Annotated in this window: 13 protein-coding genes; 7 read left to right on the top strand and 6 right to left on the bottom strand. The window is 75.4% G+C overall.

Features of this window, described 5'->3' with window-relative positions; all coding sequences use genetic code 11:
* The first annotated feature begins 330 nt into the window (after window positions 1-330).
* A complete protein-coding gene (locus WDV86_RS12785) occupies window positions 331-1,605 on the top strand; it encodes an Nramp family divalent metal transporter (protein WP_445263080.1) in 1,275 nt (424 codons plus the stop codon).
* Between the two features lie 69 nt (window positions 1,606-1,674).
* Here WDV86_RS12785 and WDV86_RS12780 read toward each other — a convergent pair whose 3' ends face one another.
* Window positions 1,675-2,475 (bottom strand): SDR family NAD(P)-dependent oxidoreductase, encoded by an 801-nt coding sequence (locus WDV86_RS12780; protein WP_339568017.1) that lies wholly within the window; start codon window positions 2,473-2,475, stop codon window positions 1,675-1,677.
* Window positions 2,472-3,332 carry a sugar phosphate isomerase/epimerase family protein gene (locus WDV86_RS12775; protein WP_339568016.1) on the bottom strand — a complete coding sequence of 287 codons (861 nt, stop codon included), beginning with the start codon at window positions 3,330-3,332 and terminating at the stop codon, window positions 2,472-2,474. The genes WDV86_RS12780 and WDV86_RS12775 overlap by 4 nt, the downstream gene beginning before the upstream one ends.
* Before the next feature lie 94 nt (window positions 3,333-3,426).
* Between WDV86_RS12775 and WDV86_RS12770 the strand changes: the two genes are divergently transcribed.
* The 6 genes from WDV86_RS12770 to WDV86_RS12745 all read left to right on the top strand — a co-directional run bounded on the left by WDV86_RS12770 (window position 3,427) and on the right by WDV86_RS12745 (window position 12,106).
* Window positions 3,427-4,140 carry a GntR family transcriptional regulator gene (locus WDV86_RS12770; RefSeq protein ID WP_339568015.1) on the top strand — a complete coding sequence of 238 codons (714 nt, stop codon included), beginning with the start codon at window positions 3,427-3,429 and terminating at the stop codon, window positions 4,138-4,140.
* Window positions 4,141-4,488: 348 nt separating this feature from the next.
* Window positions 4,489-5,205: a TRAP transporter small permease gene (locus WDV86_RS12765; protein ID WP_339568014.1), complete on the top strand. Its 717-nt coding sequence runs from the start codon at window positions 4,489-4,491 to the stop codon at window positions 5,203-5,205.
* Window positions 5,205-6,524, top strand: a complete 1,320-nt coding sequence (locus tag WDV86_RS12760) for a TRAP transporter large permease (RefSeq protein ID WP_339568013.1) — start codon at window positions 5,205-5,207, stop codon at window positions 6,522-6,524. The genes WDV86_RS12765 and WDV86_RS12760 overlap by 1 nt, the downstream gene beginning before the upstream one ends.
* A 105-nt stretch (window positions 6,525-6,629) precedes the next feature.
* Window positions 6,630-7,679, top strand: coding sequence for a TRAP transporter substrate-binding protein (locus tag WDV86_RS12755; protein WP_339568012.1), 1,050 nt, complete (start codon window positions 6,630-6,632; stop codon window positions 7,677-7,679).
* 64 nt (window positions 7,680-7,743) lie between these two features.
* A complete protein-coding gene (locus tag WDV86_RS12750) occupies window positions 7,744-9,111 on the top strand; it encodes an NAD(P)H-dependent oxidoreductase (RefSeq protein ID WP_339568011.1) in 1,368 nt (455 codons plus the stop codon).
* Between the two features lie 52 nt (window positions 9,112-9,163).
* Entirely contained in the window at window positions 9,164-12,106 is a 2,943-nt protein-coding gene (locus WDV86_RS12745) for a leucine--tRNA ligase (protein ID WP_339568010.1), read from the top strand.
* A gap of 114 nt (window positions 12,107-12,220) precedes the next feature.
* Here the strand turns inward: WDV86_RS12745 and WDV86_RS12740 are convergent, their stop codons facing one another.
* The 4 genes from WDV86_RS12740 to WDV86_RS12725 all read right to left on the bottom strand — a co-directional run bounded on the left by WDV86_RS12740 (window position 12,221) and on the right by WDV86_RS12725 (window position 16,999).
* Window positions 12,221-13,159: a polysaccharide pyruvyl transferase family protein gene (locus tag WDV86_RS12740; protein ID WP_339568009.1), complete on the bottom strand. Its 939-nt coding sequence runs from the start codon at window positions 13,157-13,159 to the stop codon at window positions 12,221-12,223.
* A 143-nt stretch (window positions 13,160-13,302) separates the two neighbouring features.
* A complete protein-coding gene (locus WDV86_RS12735) occupies window positions 13,303-13,479 on the bottom strand; it encodes a DUF1059 domain-containing protein (protein ID WP_339568008.1) in 177 nt (58 codons plus the stop codon).
* Window positions 13,480-13,531: 52 nt separating this feature from the next.
* Window positions 13,532-14,809, bottom strand: a complete 1,278-nt coding sequence (locus WDV86_RS12730) for an EAL domain-containing protein (protein ID WP_339568007.1) — start codon at window positions 14,807-14,809, stop codon at window positions 13,532-13,534.
* Window positions 14,810-14,929: 120 nt separating this feature from the next.
* Window positions 14,930-16,999 carry a metallophosphoesterase family protein gene (locus WDV86_RS12725; protein WP_339568006.1) on the bottom strand — a complete coding sequence of 690 codons (2,070 nt, stop codon included), beginning with the start codon at window positions 16,997-16,999 and terminating at the stop codon, window positions 14,930-14,932.
* Window positions 17,000-17,036 lie beyond the last annotated feature (37 nt).

Below are 17,036 nucleotides of genomic sequence, written 5' to 3'. Positions count from 1 at the left end.
CCACCCCCCACAGACGACGACCCCGGCAGCCGGGCCGCGCACCGGACGACGCGTCGGCTGGTCGGCGGCAGACGGCTGCAGGGGTGTGAGCAAGCCCACGCGGCGCCGGCGCGCCACGAGGACCCGGAGGCTTCCGCCGCCCCGCGGCCGCGGACTACCGTCCGTCGCACGGGCGTCGACGCCCGCCGGGTCGAGCCCGCCGCCGGCGCTGGTGCCGCGGGTCGAGGAGCTCAGCCGCCCGGCCAGCTCCGAGGACGTGACGCCGTGGGCGCGAGCACTCCCCACCGCCCCTCCGCCGCCGGGGACGCCGCTCCCGGCGGCCGGTCCGGCGTGGCCGTCGACGCCGGCCCCGGCGCCGACGCCGCCCAGCGCAAGGCGTCGGTGCGCCGCATCGGCCCGGGCATCGTCGTCGCCGCGACGGGGGTCGGCGCTGGCGACCTGGTCGCCACCCTCATCGCCGGCGCCGAGCTCGGCTACACGCTCCTGTGGGCGGCGGTCGTCGGGTGCGTCGTCAAGATCTCCCTCGCCGAGGCCACCGGGCGCTTCCACCTGTCCACCGGCACGACGATCATCGAGGGCTGGCGCTCGCTGACCCGCTGGGCCACGGGTTACTTCGCCGTGTACGTCGTCGTCTGGGGCTTCGTCTACGGCGCCACCGCCATGACGGCGAGCGCGCTGCCGCTCGCGGCGCTCTTCCCCGACGTCATGCCGCTGGCCGCCTGGGGCGCCCTCTGCGGCGTCCTCGGCCTCGTCCTCGTCTTCACGAGCCGCTACGCCGTCTTCGAGAAGGTCATGACGGCCCTCATCGGGGTCATGTTCGTCATCGTCGTCGGGCTGGCCGTCCTCGTGGTGCCGGACGTCCCGGCCATGCTGGGCGGGCTGGTGCCCCGGCTGCCGGACGGCTCGGTCATCTACACCCTCGGCCTCATCGGCGGCGTGGGCGGCACCATCACGATGGCGGCCTACGGCTACTGGGTGAACGCCAAGGGGTGGCGCGACCGCGGCTGGATGATGGTCATGCGGTGGGACAACCGCACGGCGTACGTCACCACCGGCGTCTTCGTCGTCGCGATGCTCGTCATCGGCGCGGAGCTGCTCAACGCCGCCCAGATCAGCCTGACCTCCGGCGACCGCGGGCTGCTGGACCTCGCCGACGTCCTGTCCGCCCGCTTCGGGCCGGTCATCTCGACGCTCTTCCTCGTCGGCTTCTTCGCCGCCGCGTTCAGCTCCCTGCTCGGGGTGTGGAACGGCGTCAGCCTGCTCTTCGCCGACTTCGTCGCCGTGCTGCGCTCCGGCCAGGGCTCACCGGCGCGCTCGGACCACCCCGAGCGCACCGTCGCCTTCCGCGCCTACGCGCTGTGGCTGACCTTCCCGCCCATGCTGCTGCTCCTGCTCGGGCAGCCGTTCCAGCTCGTGCTGGCCTACGGCGTCCTGGGCGCCCTGTTCATGCCCTTCCTCGCCGGGACGCTGCTGTGGCTGCTCAACTCCCGACGGACCCCGGCGGGCTGGCGCAACGGGTGGCTGAGCAACGTGCTGCTGACCCTCGCCGGAGCGCTGTTCCTCGTCCTCAGCTACGTGCAGCTGGCGAGCTACGTCGGGGGCTGACGGCCGGCGGGTGCACCCGGCGGCGCGGACCGGGCTCCTGCCCGGCCCGCGCCCTGCGCGCCGGCCGGCTCAGGAGATGTGCGAGCCGCCGTTGATGTCGTAGGTCGCACCGGTGATGTAGGCCGCGTCGGTGGACAGCAGGAAGGCGAAGAGCGCGGCGATCTCGGCCGCGGTGGCCTGGCGCCCGAGCGGGACGTCGGCGGCCAGGGCGGCCTCCTTCTCGGGGTTCGTGGCGCCCGCGCGGATGTCGGTGTCGACGACGCCCGGGGCCACCGCGTTGACGGTGATGCCCAGCGGGCCGAGCTCGCGCGCCATCGCCCGGGTGAGCCCGAGGATCGCCGCCTTCGCGGCCGAGTACGGGACACCGCCGAAGACCCCGCCGCCGCGGACGGCCGAGACCGACGACATGGTGGCGATGGCGCCGCCACCGCCGTCGCGCATCGTCGCGGCCACCCGCTTGGCGACGAGGTAGGTGCCCGTCGCGTTGACGCCCATGATGCGGTCCCACTCCGCGCGGGTGGTGTCCAGGAAGCGCGTCGGGGAGGTGATGCCGGCGATGCAGGCCAGCCCCGCGACCGGCGGCATCGTCTCCTCGACCCGGGTGACCACGGCGTCCACGGACTCCTCGTCCGTGACGTCGACGCCCAGGCCGGTCGCCGGGACGCCGTGCTCCTCGCCGATCTGCGCCGCGGCCTTCTCCGCGGCCGCGGCGTCCAGGTCGAGCAGGGCGACCGCCCAGCCGTCGCTCGCCAGGCGGCGCGCCGTCGCGACGCCGATGCCGCGGGGCGAGCCGGCGCCGGTGACGACGGCGGTGCGGCGGCCCCGCGCCGCGCCGGTACGGGTCGCCTCGTCCTGGGTCTGGGTGGTCATCGCACGGGCTCCTCGGCGGGTCGGGCAGCGGCGCTGAGCAGGCCGCTGATGAGCTCCCCGGCGGCCAGGGCGGCCTCCGGGCGGTCCTCGTCACGGACGTCGCGGGTCTCCAGCTCCAGGGCGAGGACGCCCTCGTAGCCGGCGGCGTCCAGGGCGCCCAGCACGGCGGCGAAGTCGACGTCGCCCCGGCCGAGGCTGCGGTGGATGTCCCCGCGCACCGCGTCCCGCAGGTGCACGTGCCGGGTGCGGTCCCCGTGGCGGGCGACGAAGTCGAGCGGGTCCCCGCCCGAGGCGACGACGTGGCTGACGTCGAGGACGGCGCCCACCTCGGCGGGCAGCGCGTCGAGCAGGCGACCGGCGCGGTCGAGGTCGCAGACCGTCCGGTGGGCGTGCGGCGCCTCGGTCCACAGCTCCAGGCCCCGTCGACCGGCCCGCTGCGCGGCGTCGACGAGCCGCTCGACGACGAGGGCGCGGTCCGCGGCGTCCTCGCGCACCGGCTCGTGCCCGAGCCGGCCGCTGGGCAGCACGAGGGCGGTCGCCCCCACCTCCCGGGCGAGGTCGAGCAGCCGCTCGAGGCGCTGCTCGCGGCGCCGCGCGGCGCCCTGGTCGGCGTCGGGCACGTCCAGGTCGCCGACGTCCGCGTTGACCGAGCGCACCTGCACGCCGGCGCGCTGCACCGCCGTCCGCACGGCGGTGGCGGAGCTCTCGTCCAGGTCGACGGGCACGTGGTCGCACACGCCGGGCAGCGCCCCGAGGTCGACGCCGGTGAAGCCCAGACCGGTGATGGTGCCCAGCGCCTCGGCCAGGGGCTGGTGGCGGAAGGAGATGGTGGAGCAGTAGACGCGCCGTGGGTCCACGGGTCGCTCCCTTCGTCGTCGAAGGAGGCACACCGTAGAGAGGCTTCTGTTGACAGTCAACAGGTGTCGCTGGCCGACGGTCTACTGTCGACCCATGAGCTCCCTCGCCGACGCCTCCTTCGACGGCCTCGGCCGGGTCGAGAGGACGACGCGACGAGAGCTGATCCTCGCCAAGCTGCGCACCGCACTGGCGTCCGGGCAGTTCCCGCAGGGCACGCACATGGTCGAGACGACGCTGAGCGAGGCGCTCGGCGTCAGCCGCGGCACGCTGCGCGAGGCGCTGCGCCACCTGCAGCAGGAAGGGCTGCTGGTCGCGGACTCCCGCGGCCGCCTCACCGTCCGCGTGCTCTCCCGCCACGAGGTCGCCGGGGTCTTCGCCGTCCGCGGCGCCCTGGAGGCCCTCGCCGTCGAGGCCGTGTGCGCCCTGCCCGACCGGGGGCCGGCGATCACCGAGCTGCGGGGTCGTCTCGAGCGCCTGCGGCAGGCGACCTCCTTCGCCGACCGCGTCACCTGCGACCTCGAGCTGCACGAGGCGCTCTGCCGGGCCTCGGGCAACGAGTCGCTCGTCCGGGCCTGGTTGGGCGTCGGCGGGCACGCCCGCGCGGCCATCGTCGCAGCGGGAGAGGCGACCGCGCTGCACAACATGGCCGCCGAGAGGCACGAGCCCCTCGTGGCCGCGATCGAGCGCGGCGAGGTGCCGCACGCCCTCGAGACGCTCCGCCGCCACCTCGACGAGGCCGTCACCGCGGTGCTGTCGCGGATGCCGGAGGAGTCCGAGAGCGACGAGGAGCTCGCGCCGCTCGCCTGAGCGCCGTCGTCGCACCCCACCGGTGGCACCCGCCGGACCTTCCTCACCGCCTCTTCCCCTCCGGCCTTCCTGAGCGCCCTTCTCCGCCGGGCCCTCTTCGCCGGCCTCTTCGCGCCGGGACGCGGCGCAGCCACCCCTGCCCGCCCGCCACCGGCACCACGACCGCGCCTGCCGTCACCCCGTCGTGACATCAGACAACTGCTGACTGCCGACTGTTGACAATGAGTCGTCGACCGCCGATGCTCGTCCGAGCCGCGCAGGAGCGGCAGCTCCTGGTGCCTCGGCGCCGGAGCGTCGGTCCCGAGGGGCCCACGCGAGACGCACGACCGCATCGACGAGGGAGTCGAGATGGCGAGCCACGCACCACACGCCCGGGGCCGCTCCCAGGGCGCCGGGCCGACCTCCGCCGGGCCGACCGACGCCGGGCCGACCGACGCTGGGCCGACCCGCGCCGGGGAGGCCGGTGGTCCCGGGCAGCCGGACGTGCGCGACACCGGCGTCGACGGCTCCGCCGAGTCCGGGCCGGACCGCCCCGAGGCCCTGCCCGGCCCCGTCGGCCGGGCCGTGGACCTGCTGGACCGCGCCCTCGTCGGCGTCTGCGGCGTCCTGCTGACGGTCGTGACCGCCGCCGTGTTCTGGCAGGTGCTGGCCCGCTACGTCACCGCGTCGGCCTCCGCCTGGGCCAACGAGCTGGCCACCATGGCCTTCGTCTGGCTGGCCCTGCTCGCCGTCGCCCTCGGCGTGCGCCGCGGCCGCCACCTCGTCCTCGACGTCTGGGAGCTGCTGCCGCTGCCGCGCTGGGTCGGCGCCGTCCTGGACACGGTCGCCGCGGTCATCACCGTCGGCGTGCTCCTCGCCCTCGCCTACTACGGCTACACGGGGCTGTCGACGAGCTTCACCCGCACGCTGCCCGGCCTCGGCATCTCCTTCGGGTGGAACGCCCTCGCGGTCCCCGTCGCCACGGCGGTCGCCGTCGTCTTCGCCCTGGAGGCGTGGTGGCGCGGGGTGCGCCGCACGCGCGGCCACGGCGAGCAGGAGCCCCGCACCACGGACGAGGAGGTCTGATGGGCCCGCTGCTGCTCGGCAACTTCGGCGCGGCGATGCTGCTGCGCGTCCCGGTCGGCTTCGCGCTGGCCGCCGCCTCGCTGGTCGCGCTCGTCGTCGTCGGCAACGTGCCGCTCACGGTGAGCGCCCAGCGCATCGTCGCGGGCATCACGCCCTTCCCCCTGCTGGCCATCCCGCTCTTCGTCCTCGCCGGCGGCATCATGGGCGCCGGCGGCATGACCGCCCGCCTGCTGGCCCTCGCCGACAGCCTCGTCGGCCGGCTCCGCGGCGGGCTGGCGCAGACCAACGTGCTGTCGTCGTTGATGTTCGGGGGGCTCTCGGGCTCCGCCGTGGCCGACGTCTCCTCCCTCGGGCGCGTCCTGATCCCCGCGATGAGGCAGCGCGACTACCGCGCCGCCTTCGCCGCCGCGACGACGGCCGCGTCCTCGGTGGTGGCGCCGATCCTGCCGCCCAGCATCACGCTCATCGTCTACGGCGTCGTCAGCGGGACCTCGATCGGGCAGCTGTTCTTCGCGGGCATCGTCCCCGGGCTGCTCTACGTGCTGGCGCTCATGCTGACCATCCACCTCGTGGTCCGTCGTCGCGGCTTCACCCCCGAGGCGGTGGCGAGGGCGGGCGACCCGAAGGAGATCGGCCGCACGCCGAAGGACGAGGTGCCCAAGGTCCTGCCCTCGCTGGTGCGGGCCGTGCCGGCGCTGCTGCTGCCCGTGCTCATCCTCGGCGGCATCCGGCTCGGGGTCTTCACCCCGACCGAGGCGGCGGCCATGGCGGTCGTCTACGCCGTCTTCGTCGGCCTGGTCGTCTACCGCGAGCTCACCTGGGAGCGGCTGCGCGACACGATGACCAGCTCGGCGCTCATGGTGGGGCTCATCATGCTCGTCCTCGCGGCCGCCCAGCTGTACTCGTGGGCGCTGACCCTGGGCCGGGTGCCGCAGGAGGCCGCGTCGGCGATCTTCGCGCTCACCGAGAACCCGGTCGTGCTGCTTCTCCTGATGAACGTGCTCCTGCTCGTCATCGGCATGTTCATCGAGGCGAACGCCGCGCTGATCATCATCACGCCGATCCTGCTGCCGCTGGCGACGTCGATCGGCGTCGACCCGGTGCAGCTCGGGATCATCATCGTCATCAACCTCGGCATCGGGCTGGTGTCCCCGCCCGTCGGGATCTGCCTGCTGCTGGCCGCCGAGATCGGCCAGACGAGCACCCTCGCCGCCGTCAAGGCCGTCCTGCCGATGGTCGCCGCCGGGGTCGGCGTGCTCCTGCTCATCACCTACGTCCCGGCCGTCTCGCTCTGGCTGCCGTCGCTCATCGGCGCCTAGCCCGGCCCCTCCCGACCTCTTCTCCGGGCCGCTTCTCCCGGCCCCTCTCCCCGCCCCCCGACGCCGCGCGCGAGGACGCCCGCGGCCCACCCCTGGAGGTACTCCATGACCACGTCGACCCAGACCCACCCCGCCCGCACGACCCGGCCCGCCGGCACCCGCCGCCGCACCACCGCCCTCGCCGCGGCGCTCGCGGCCGGCGCCCTCGTCCTCAGCGCCTGCGGCGGCGACGACGGTGGCAGCGCCGGGGGCGAGGGCACGATGACGCTGACCCTCGGCCACGCGGGCAGCGAGACCGACCCGCGCCAGACCGGTGCCGAGGAGTTCGCCGACCTCGTCGAGGAGGCCTCGGACGGGCGCATCACCGTCGAGATCTTCCCGTCCTCGACGCTCGGCACCTGGGAGCAGATGGTCGAGGGCCTGCAGCTGGGCACCACCGACGTCGTCATCGAGAGCCTGCTGTCGGTCGAGGCCTACACCGACCTCGCCAGCGTCGAGACCGCGCCCTTCCTCTACGACAGCCCCGAGGCCTTCTTCGAGACGTGGGACGGCGGCATCGGCGACGAGATCAAGGAGGCCATCGCCGAGGAGTCCGGCTACCGGATGCTCGGCGACATGTACCGCGGGCCGCGGCAGCTGACGACCAAGACACCGGTCACCCAGCTCTCGGACGTCCAGGGCCTCACGATCCGGACCCCCTCCGCGCCGACCATGCTGCAGACCTGGCAGGCGCTCGGGGCCCGCTCGGAGGCGCTGCCCTTCGACGAGGTCTACTCCGCCCTGGAGCAGGGCGTCCTCGACGGCCAGGAGAACCCCCTCGACGCCATCCTCTTCAACAGCATCTACGAGGTGGCTCCCGAGATCTCCCGCACCGAGCACATGTACGCCAACTACCACTTCATCGTGTGGGACGAGGCGCTGCAGGGGATGTCGGAGGAGGACCGCACGATCATCGAGGACGCCGCCGCCCAGGTGGGCGAGAGCTACACCGAGCGGACGATCGCGAACATCGACGAGTACGAGACCGAGCTCGAGGGCCTCGGCGCCACCTTCCACGACCTCACCGACCGGCCGGCGTGGGTCGAGGCGACCCAGCCCGTCGTCGAGAGCCTCTCCCCGCAGGTCCAGGAGTGGATCACCCAGATCCGCGGCTGAGCGCGGCCCAGCCGGGCGACGCCACCCCCCACCCCACCCAGCACCACCGTCGGAAGGACGACCCGTGGACCTGCACCGCCAGCTCGAGGAGAAGGAGCGCGCCGGGCGCCCCGTGCGCGTGGGCCTCATCGGCGCCGGCCGATTCGGGACGATGTACCTCTCCCAGGCCCGGGGGCTGCCCGGCATCCACGTGGTCGCCGTCGCCGACCTCGACGTCGAGCGCGCCCGGGCGTCCTTCGCCCGGGCGGGCTGGCCGGCCGAGGACGTCGTCGACGACGTCGCGACGGCGATCGGCGGCCAGGGCGGGGAGCGCCGCGCGGCCGCCGTCCGCGACGCCCAGGAGCTGCTCGACGCCGACCTCGACGTGGTCGTGGAGGCGACCGGCAACCCGGTCGTCGGCATCCGGCACGCGCTCGCGGCCATCGGCTCGGGCAAGCACGTGGTCATGGTGACCGTCGAGGCCGACGCCCTCGCCGGGCCGGCGCTCGCCCGGCGGGCGAGCGCAGCCGGCGTCGTCTACTCCCTGGCGTACGGCGACCAGCCGGCGCTCGTCCACGAGCTCGTCGACTGGGCCCGCACGTCAGGCTTCACCGTGGTGTGCGCCGGCAAGGGCGCCAAGTACCTGCCGACCTACCACGACATGAACCCCGACAACGTCTGGGAGCACTGGGAGTTCTCCGAGGAGCTCACCTCCTCCGGGCAGCTGAACCCGCGCATGCACACGGCCTTCCGGGACGGCACGAAGGCCGCCATCGAGATGGCCGCCGTCGCCAACGCCGGCGGGCTGCTGCCCTCGGACGAGGGGCTGACCTTCTCCCCCGGCGACGTGGAGCAGATCGCCACCGTCTGCCGGCCGCGCGAGGTCGGCGGCGTGCTCGCCCGCGAGGGCACGGTCGAGGTGATGTCGAGCGTCACGCGCGAGGGCGACCTCATCCCGCACAACATCCAGGAGGGCATGTTCGTCGTCGTCCGCGCGACGAACGACTACGTGGCGGGCTGCTTCGGGGACTACCCGTGGCACCCCGACCCGACCGGGCGGTACGCCGCGCTGTACCGCCCGTACCACTACGTCGGGCTCGAGCTGAACGTCTCCGTCGCCCACGCCGCGCTCCGCGGGGTGGCGACGGGGACCCCGCTGGGCTTCTACGCCGACGTCGTCGCCACGGCGAAGAAGGACCTGCGCGCCGGCGACCTCCTCGACGGCGAGGGTGGGTACACCGTGTGGGGCAAGCTCGTCTCCGCGCCGTGGTCGGTGCAGCACGGCGCCCTGCCCGTGGCGCTGGCCCACCACGTGCCGCTGGTGCGCGACGTGGCCAGGGGTGAGGTGGTGCGGCGCGAGGACGTGGCCCTGGAGGAGGCGTCGCTGGCGCAGGCGATGGCGCTGCGGGAGGAGACCGAGGCGCTGCTCGTCGCGGACGCCGTCCCCGCCTAGCAGCAAGGACGGCGGTGGGGGCGACGGCACCTCACGACTACCCTCGGGAGCCGTGTCCTCCCCCGCCTCCGCCGTGACCCCAGCCCGCCCCGACGACGGGTCATCCGCCCCCGCGGCGCGCTACGACGCCGCCCTCGCGGCGCAGGTCGAGGCGCGCTGGCAGCAGCGGTGGCTCGAGGACGACGTGTACGCGGCGCCGTCGCGTCCTACCTCCGCGGTGGACGGCGGGCAGCAGGCGAGCACGGCGTTCGTCATGGACATGTTCCCCTACCCCTCGGGGGCGGGTCTGCACGTCGGGCACCCGCTGGGCTACATCGCGACCGACGTCTACAGCCGGTACCTGCGGATGTCGGGCCGGCACGTCCTGCACACCCTCGGCTACGACGCCTTCGGCCTGCCGGCCGAGCAGTACGCCGTCCAGACCGGCACGCACCCGCGCACCTCGACGCTCGCGAACATCGCGACGATGCGCGAGCAGCTGCGCCGGCTGGGGCTGGGGCACGACCCGCACCGGTCGGTCTCGACGATCGACCCGGAGTACTACCGCTGGACCCAGTGGATCTTCCTGCAGGTCTTCGGCTCCTGGTACGACGCGGAGGCCGGGCGGGCCCGGCCGATCGGCGAGCTGGTCGCCGCCTTCGAGGCCGGCACGCGGGCGACGCCGGACGGACGCCCGTGGGGCGAGCTGAGCGCCGTCGAGCGGGACGACGTCCTGTCCGGCTACCGGCTGGCCTACGCCGACGAGGCTCCGGTCAACTGGTGCCCCGGCCTCGGCACCGTGCTGGCGAACGAGGAGGTCACGGCCGACAAGCGCTCGGAGCGAGGCAACTTCCCCGTCTTCACGGCGGCGCTGCGGCAGTGGAAGATGCGGATCACCGCCTACGCCGACCGGCTCGTCGACGACCTGGAGCCGCTGGAGTGGCCCGAGGCCATCAAGATCCAGCAGCGGCACTGGATCGGGCGCAGCCGCGGCGCGCAGGTGCGCTTCGCCGTCACGGGCGGCGCCGGTGCCGGCGACGGCGTCGCCCATGTCTTCACGACCCGCCCCGACACCCTCTTCGGCGCGACGTACCTGGTGCTGGCCCCCGAGCACCCGCTCGTCGACACCGTCCTGGCGACGGCGTGGCCGACCACGACGCCCGCCGGGGACCCGCTGCCCGAGAGCTGGACCGGCGGCGCCGCGACCCCGCGCGAGGCCGTCCACGCCTACGCCCGCGGGGCGGCCGCACGCACCGAGGACGAGCGCCAGGACGACGGGCGCGCGAAGACGGGCGTCTGGACGGGGGCGACCGCCACCAACCCGGTCAGCGGCGAGGAGGTGCCCGTCTTCGTCGCCGACTACGTCCTCATGGGCTACGGCACCGGCGCCATCATGGCCGTGCCCGCGCACGACCAGCGCGACTTCGACTTCGCGCGGGCCTTCGACCTGCCGCTGCGCTGCGTCGTCACCCCCGGTGACGACCGGGGCACGGACGCGAGCACGTGGGCGGACGCGTGGACGGCCAAGGACGGCGCGGTCACCGGCTCCGACGCCTCGGGCGCCCGCCCCGACGGCCTGGCGCTGGACGGCCTGGACGTGGCGGCCGCGGGCGAGGCGGCGGCGTCCTGGCTGGCGGCGCACGACGCGGGCCACCCCAGCACGACCTACCGGCTGCGGGACTGGCTGTTCAGCCGGCAGCGCTACTGGGGCGAGCCCTTCCCGGTCGTCTACGACGCCGACGGCGTCGCGCACGCCGTGCCGGAGGACCAGCTGCCCGTCGAGCTGCCCGAGGTGGACGACTACTCCCCGCGCACCTTCGACCCCGACGACGCCGACACCTCGCCCGAGACCCCGCTGTCGCGCCGCGCGGACTGGGTCGAGGTCGAGATGGACCTCGGCGACGGCCCGCAGACCTACCGCCGCGAGACCAACACGATGCCGAACTGGGCCGGCTCGTGCTGGTACGAGCTGCGGTACCTGGACCCGCACAACACCGAGCGGCTGGTCGACCCCGACGTCGAGCGGCTCTGGATGGGCCCCCGCGAGGGCAAGCCGCTGGGCGGGGTGGACCTGTACGTCGGCGGTGCCGAGCACGCCGTCCTGCACCTGCTGTACGCGCGCTTCTGGCACAAGGTGCTCCACGACCTGGGCCACGTGAGCTCGGCGGAGCCGTTCCACCGCCTGTTCAACCAGGGCATGATCCAGGCGTTCGTCTACCGCGACGCGCGCGGCATCCCGGTGCCGGCGGCCGAGGTCGAGGAAGGCCTCGACGACGCCGGCCGGGCGACGTTCTCCTGGCGCGGCGAGCCGGTGGGCCGCGAGCTCGGCAAGATCGGCAAGTCGCTGAAGAACGCCGTCGCGCCCGACGAGATCATCGCCGAGTACGGCGCCGACACCCTGCGGCTGTACGAGATGGGCATGGGGCCGCTGGACGCCGCCCGGCCGTGGGAGACGCGCGCCGTCGTCGGCTCGTTCCGCTTCCTGCAGCGGCTGTGGCGCAACGTGGTCGACGAGGAGACCGGCGAGGTCCGCGTGGTCGACGAGCCCGTCGACGAGGCCACCGCGCGCGTCCTGGCCCGCACGGTCGACGGCGTCCGGCGCGACTACGAGGGGCTGCGGCTCAACACGGCGCTGGCCAAGGTCATCGAGCTCAACAACCACCTGGTCAAGCGGGGCACGACGCCGCGCCCGGTCGCCGAGGCGCTGGTGCTGCTCGTCGCGCCCCTGGCCCCGCACGTCGCCGAGGAGCTGTGGCACCGGCTCGGGCGCACCGGGTCCGTGGTGCACGCCGAGTTCCCGGTGGCCGACGAGGCGATGCTCGTCGAGGCCGAGGTGACGGCGGTCGTCCAGGTGCGCGGCAAGGTCCGGGCCCGCCTGCAGGTGCCCGCCGACATCGACGAGGAGGACCTGCGCGAGCGGGCCCTGGCCGCCGAGGGCGTGCAGCGCGTCGTCGGGGACTGCCCGATCCGCAAGGTCGTCGTCCGCGCCCCGAACCTGGTCAACGTCGTCGTCTGACCCCGCCGCCCTCCCCCGGCGCCTCGGCGACGACCCGCCGTCACGGGGCGCCCCCCTCGCGGCACGTCGACGTCGACGTGCCGAGAAGGACGGGGAGCGGTGGTCCTTCGTCGACTACCTGCCGAGGAGGGCGCCCAGCTCCTGCGCCGAGCCGGCGAGCGCGGCACGGGCGGCCGGCAGCACCTGCGCGGCGGCGGCGCGGGCGTCGTCGGACAGCGCCCAGGCCAGCTGCTCCTGCAGGCGCGCGGTGGTCACCTCGTGCGGCAGGAGCACGGGCCAGCCCAGCGCCCGGCCCTGCGCGGCGACCTTCGCGCCGCCGTCGACGGGGTCGAGGCCGACGACGGGGACGCCGTTCTTCAGGGCGAGCACGAGCCCGTGCAGCCGGCTGGTGACGACGACGTCGAGACGGCGCAGGAGGGACTCCACCTGCGCGGGCGTCGACGGCACGTGCGGCTCGCCCGTCGCCAGCCGGGTGTCGAACGGCACGAGCGCCGGCGGCCCCCCGGCCAGGGGGGCCGAGGCCAGCGCCGGGAGCACGAGGTCGTGGACGAGCTCGTGCCGCTGCCGCGGGCCGTACTCGTGCTGGGCGTGCGCGAGGCACACCCCGACGACGGGCACGTCCGGGACCTCGACGAGCAGCGAGGTGTCCGGGCGAGGCTCGCCGTCGCCGTCGCGCGCCAGGGCGGCGTGCAGCGGCGCGAGCCCGTCGACGACGGAGACGTCGACGCCCAGCAGCCGGGCGGCGGGGAAGCCGTCGGCGACCCGCTGGAGCTGGCGGCCGCGGGCGGGGCCGCACACCCACAGGACGACGTCGTAGGCGTCGGCGTCGACGCGGGCCAGGTCGACGGAGGGGTCGTCGTGGGGGACGAAGGTGCGGGTCATCGCGACGTCGAAGGGGCGGCCGAGGGCCTGCAGGTCGGCGACGGCGGCGTCGCGGGCGAGCAGGTCGCCCGCGGTGATCTCCCCGTCGGGGACGCTGAACCACCCGGTGACGAGGACCCTCCCGGGGGTGCGGGCGGAGGTGCTCTCGGTGGGGGTCGGGCCGGTGCTCATGCCCGGACGCTCCCACGCCCGGCGCGGCCTGACGCGACCGGGAGCCCAGAGCCGGCCCAGAGCCGGCCCAGAGCCGGCCCGGAGCCGGCCCGGTGGGCGCGACGACGGGGCGGGGCGGCGGTGTCCCGCCCCGTCGACGGTGGTCAGGCCAGGGTCAGGATGCGCCCGCGGACCTGCTCGACCAGCTCCGGCGGCACCTCGGCCAGCCCGTGGTCGTCCTGCGCGTGGGCGCCCACGGCCCCGAGGATCTCGTCCTCGCTCGACGCCGAGAAGGTCTTGCGACATCCCGGGACGACGTCTCCGCACGCGAACTGCTTCATGGCCACCTCCTGCTCCGGGGACCGGCGGTCGGCCCCCTCCTCCTTGTCGGCCTCAGGCGCCCTCCGCCATCGTCACCAGCCGCGCCATCACCCGTTCGACCCGCACCACGCCCACCGCCCGGCCCACGTCGTCGACGACGACGACCGGGTCGAAGCGCACGGCGGGCGGGCGGGCGACGACGCGGCCGGCCACCTCCACCACGCCGTCGGAGGCCCGCGCCCGGAGGCTGACGGGCGCGGCGCGGTGCCCGCTCTCGCCGTCGCGCCGCAGCGGCAGCAGCAGCTCGGAGGGGTGGGCGTGGGCGTCGAGCCGCAGCCCGACCTCGCCCTCGGCGAGGTCGAGGGCGAGCGGCGACGTGGGGTCCTCGCAGCGCACGGACTCCACGAGGCTCGCGACGGCCTCGACGAAGGACACCCGCGCCGCGGCGCTGCGCAGCCGGGTGGCCACGGCGGGGTCCAGCGGCTCGAAGGTCGGTGCCGGGCGGGCCAGCAGGTAGCCCTGGGCGAGGGGGACGCGCAGGCGCAGGAAGGCGTCCATCTCCTCCCAGGTCTCGACCCCCTCGGCGAGCAGCCACGCGTCCAGGCGGCCGGCGAGCTCGCCGAGCATCTCCGCGAGCGCCAGCTTGGCCTCGTCCTGGTGGATGCCGGCGACCAGCGCCCGGTCGAGCTTGACGATGTGCGGGCGCATGGTCGTCAGCTGCTGCAGCCCGGAGTAGCCCGACCCGGCGTCGTCGAGCGCGACGAGGGCACCCCGCCCGGAGAGCACGTCGCGCAGGGCGACGACAGGGGTCAGGTCTGCGACGGCGGTGTGCTCGGTGAGCTCCAGGACGAGCGGGGAGAGGTCGCCGGCGGCGAGCAGGAGGTCGCGCAGCGCCGGCTCGGGCAGCAGGTGCGGGCTCACGTTGACGGTGAGGAAGCAGTTGTCCGGCAGGTCCGCCCGCATCGCCAGCGCCCTGGCCACCACGAGCGCCTCCAGCTCGGCGCCGACGCCGAGCTCGTCCGCGGCGGCGAACCACAGGTCCGGCGTCAGGTGCCGCGGGCCGCTGAAGCGGGAGAGCACCTCGTACCCGGCGACGACGGCCTGGCTGACGTCGACGATGGGCTGGACCACGAGAGCCAGGCGGGCGGGGTCGGCCAGGACGCCGTGCACGAGGGCTGGCCAGTCCGGGGCGGACGGCTCCGGCTGGGGTGGTCGGGGCTGGGGTGGTCGGGGCTGGGACTGCTCGGGGTGCTGGGACTGCTCAGGGTGCTCGGACTGCTCGGGGGGTCGGCGCTGGGCGGGTGGGCCGACGACCGACGGGGCCTCCTCGGGCAGCTGCGCAGACGCCATGGACGGGGCATCGGCTCGCCGGCTCCCGCCCTGGAGCACGCACCCGCCCGCCTGCTCCTGACGTGACCCACCCGGGCCTGACCGACCAGCGCGGGGCCACCCTCGACCCGCTGGCGCACCTCATCCGTCGGTGGCGGTCCCCGGGTCGGCAGCGGCCCCGGCGCCGGCCTCACCCGCGCCGTCGCCCTGGGCTCCTGCGTCGTCCAGCGGGCGCCCCTGCTCGTCGAGCGCCGGCTGGCCGGGGGCTCCGGGGTCGTCGCCCGGGTCGCCGCCTCTCCCGGCGTCGCCGTCGTCTGCGCCGTCGCCGGCGTCCAGCGGCAGCAGGGAGGGCGGCGCGTCGGCGCCCTGCGGGCCGTCGCCGGCCACCTGGGGCCAGGGCTGCCACGGGCCGACGGTGACGTCGGCGCCCGTCGTCACCGACACCAGCCGCCAGGAGAGGACGTCACCGGTCTCCCGGTCCACCCGCAGCAGCGTGGCCTCGGCGGTCCCGTTGAGCGGTCCGACGGTGAGCTGGTCGAGGACGGCACCGGCCGTGCTGGAGCTGATGTACCGGACGCCCTGACCGACCTGCTCGGGGTCGGTCCGCACGTGGTAGTGCCCGGCGAGCAGCGCCGGTGCGCAGCCCCGCTCCAGCGCCGGGACCCCGATGGAGGCGTCGTGGACGAGCAGGAGGTCGGGGTCCTCGTCGCAGGCGGTCTCGGCGAGCTGCTCCGCCAGCTCGTCCGCCGTCGGACGCTGCGCCTGGTCCTCCGTGCCCTGCAGGAGCCGTGTCGCGCGCGGGTCGGGGGCCCCGAGGACGCGCAGGCCGGCGACCTCGACGACGTCGCCGCGCAGCACGACCCACCCGGCTGCCTCCTCCTGCGCAGAGGTCTCGGGGCTGTCGTGGTTGCCGTCGGCGACGACGACGGGCACGTCCGAGAACGCCGAGGCGACGGCCCGCACGCACGGCTGCTCGACCGACGTGCCGTTCATCGTCGTGTCGCCCGCGTTGAGCACGACGTCGGTCCCGGACAGCTCGACGAGCCGGCGCAACGGGTCGGCCATCCCGACGTTGCAGTGCAGGTCGCTGACCACCAGGGCCGTGACGACGTCGTCCTCCAGCACCTGCTGCAGGTCGGCGGCCGTGACGGTCTCCCCGTCGGCGCTCCCCGCGCCGTCGGCCGCGCCGTCGTCCGCGCCGTCGTCCGCGCCGTTCCCGACCTCCTCGCCCCCCGCCCCTGCCGCCCCGCCGGCGGGCAGCGAGCCGTCGGGCGCCGCTGCCTGCCCCGCGCCCGCCGGGGCCGCGGTCGCACGACCCACCGACGCGTCCTCCGGCGCGAGCCGGGCCGCGGCGAGCGAGCGCACCGCGTCGTCGCTCTCGGGTGCCTGGGCCCAGGCCCGCTCGAGGTCCTCGGTCACCTCGGCGTAGAAGGCCTCGTTCTCGGCCACCTGGTCGGTGACGAAGCCCGCGACGAGGTCGACGACCTCCGCGAGCCGGCCGGTGACGCGGGCCCCCTCCAGCGGCGTCCCCTCCAGCACGGGCGTCGCTCCCCGGCCGACGGCGTCGCGGGGGCTCTGCGGGCGCAGGCCGGCGACGACGACGGCACCGACGAGGGCCGCCACGAGCAGCAGCGCGAGCGGCACCCGGTGCCGGCGGCCCAGGGCCGCCAGCTCGGCGCGCCGGCGCCGGCCCAGGGCAGCCCGGCCCAGCACGGCGGCGCCGACGAGCAGCGCCCACGTCACGAGCCAGCGCTCCACCGCGTCCAGCACGAGTGCGCGGGTGACGACGTCGACGGTCGCCTGCGGAGCCGAGAACAGCTGCAGGTACCGGGCGAGGTCCTCCCCTAGCAGGTCGACGGTGGTGGTCCCGTCGGCGATCTCGGTGAGGGCGGCGGGGATCTCGGCGACCTCGACGTCGACGCCGAGGGCGAGGGGCAGGGGTGAGTCGACGACGAGCGCGCCGAGCGGCCCGAGGTCCACGGCGACCTCGCCGCGGGTCGTCACCTCGTACACCGCGACGTGCGGGCCGAGGCTGGCCGTGGCCCGCGCCGACGTCACCCCGTAGACGGCGGCGACGAGCCCCAGGGCGAGGACGAGCGCCGTCCACGCGGCCGCCGCCCGGCGGCGGGCGCCCGGTCGTCGCGGCTCGGACGGGCGAGTCCCGGGCGCCTCGACCTCCTCGGGCGTCGCGTCGGTCGGCTGCTCGGGCATCCGCAGAGTCTCCCCCCTCGCCGCGTCGGGAGGTCAC

Source organism: Pseudokineococcus sp. 1T1Z-3 (assembly GCF_037482365.1).
GTDB lineage: Bacteria > Actinomycetota > Actinomycetes > Actinomycetales > Quadrisphaeraceae > Pseudokineococcus.
Note: the sequence above shows the minus strand (reverse complement) of the source record. Positions and strands in the feature narration are given on the sequence as shown.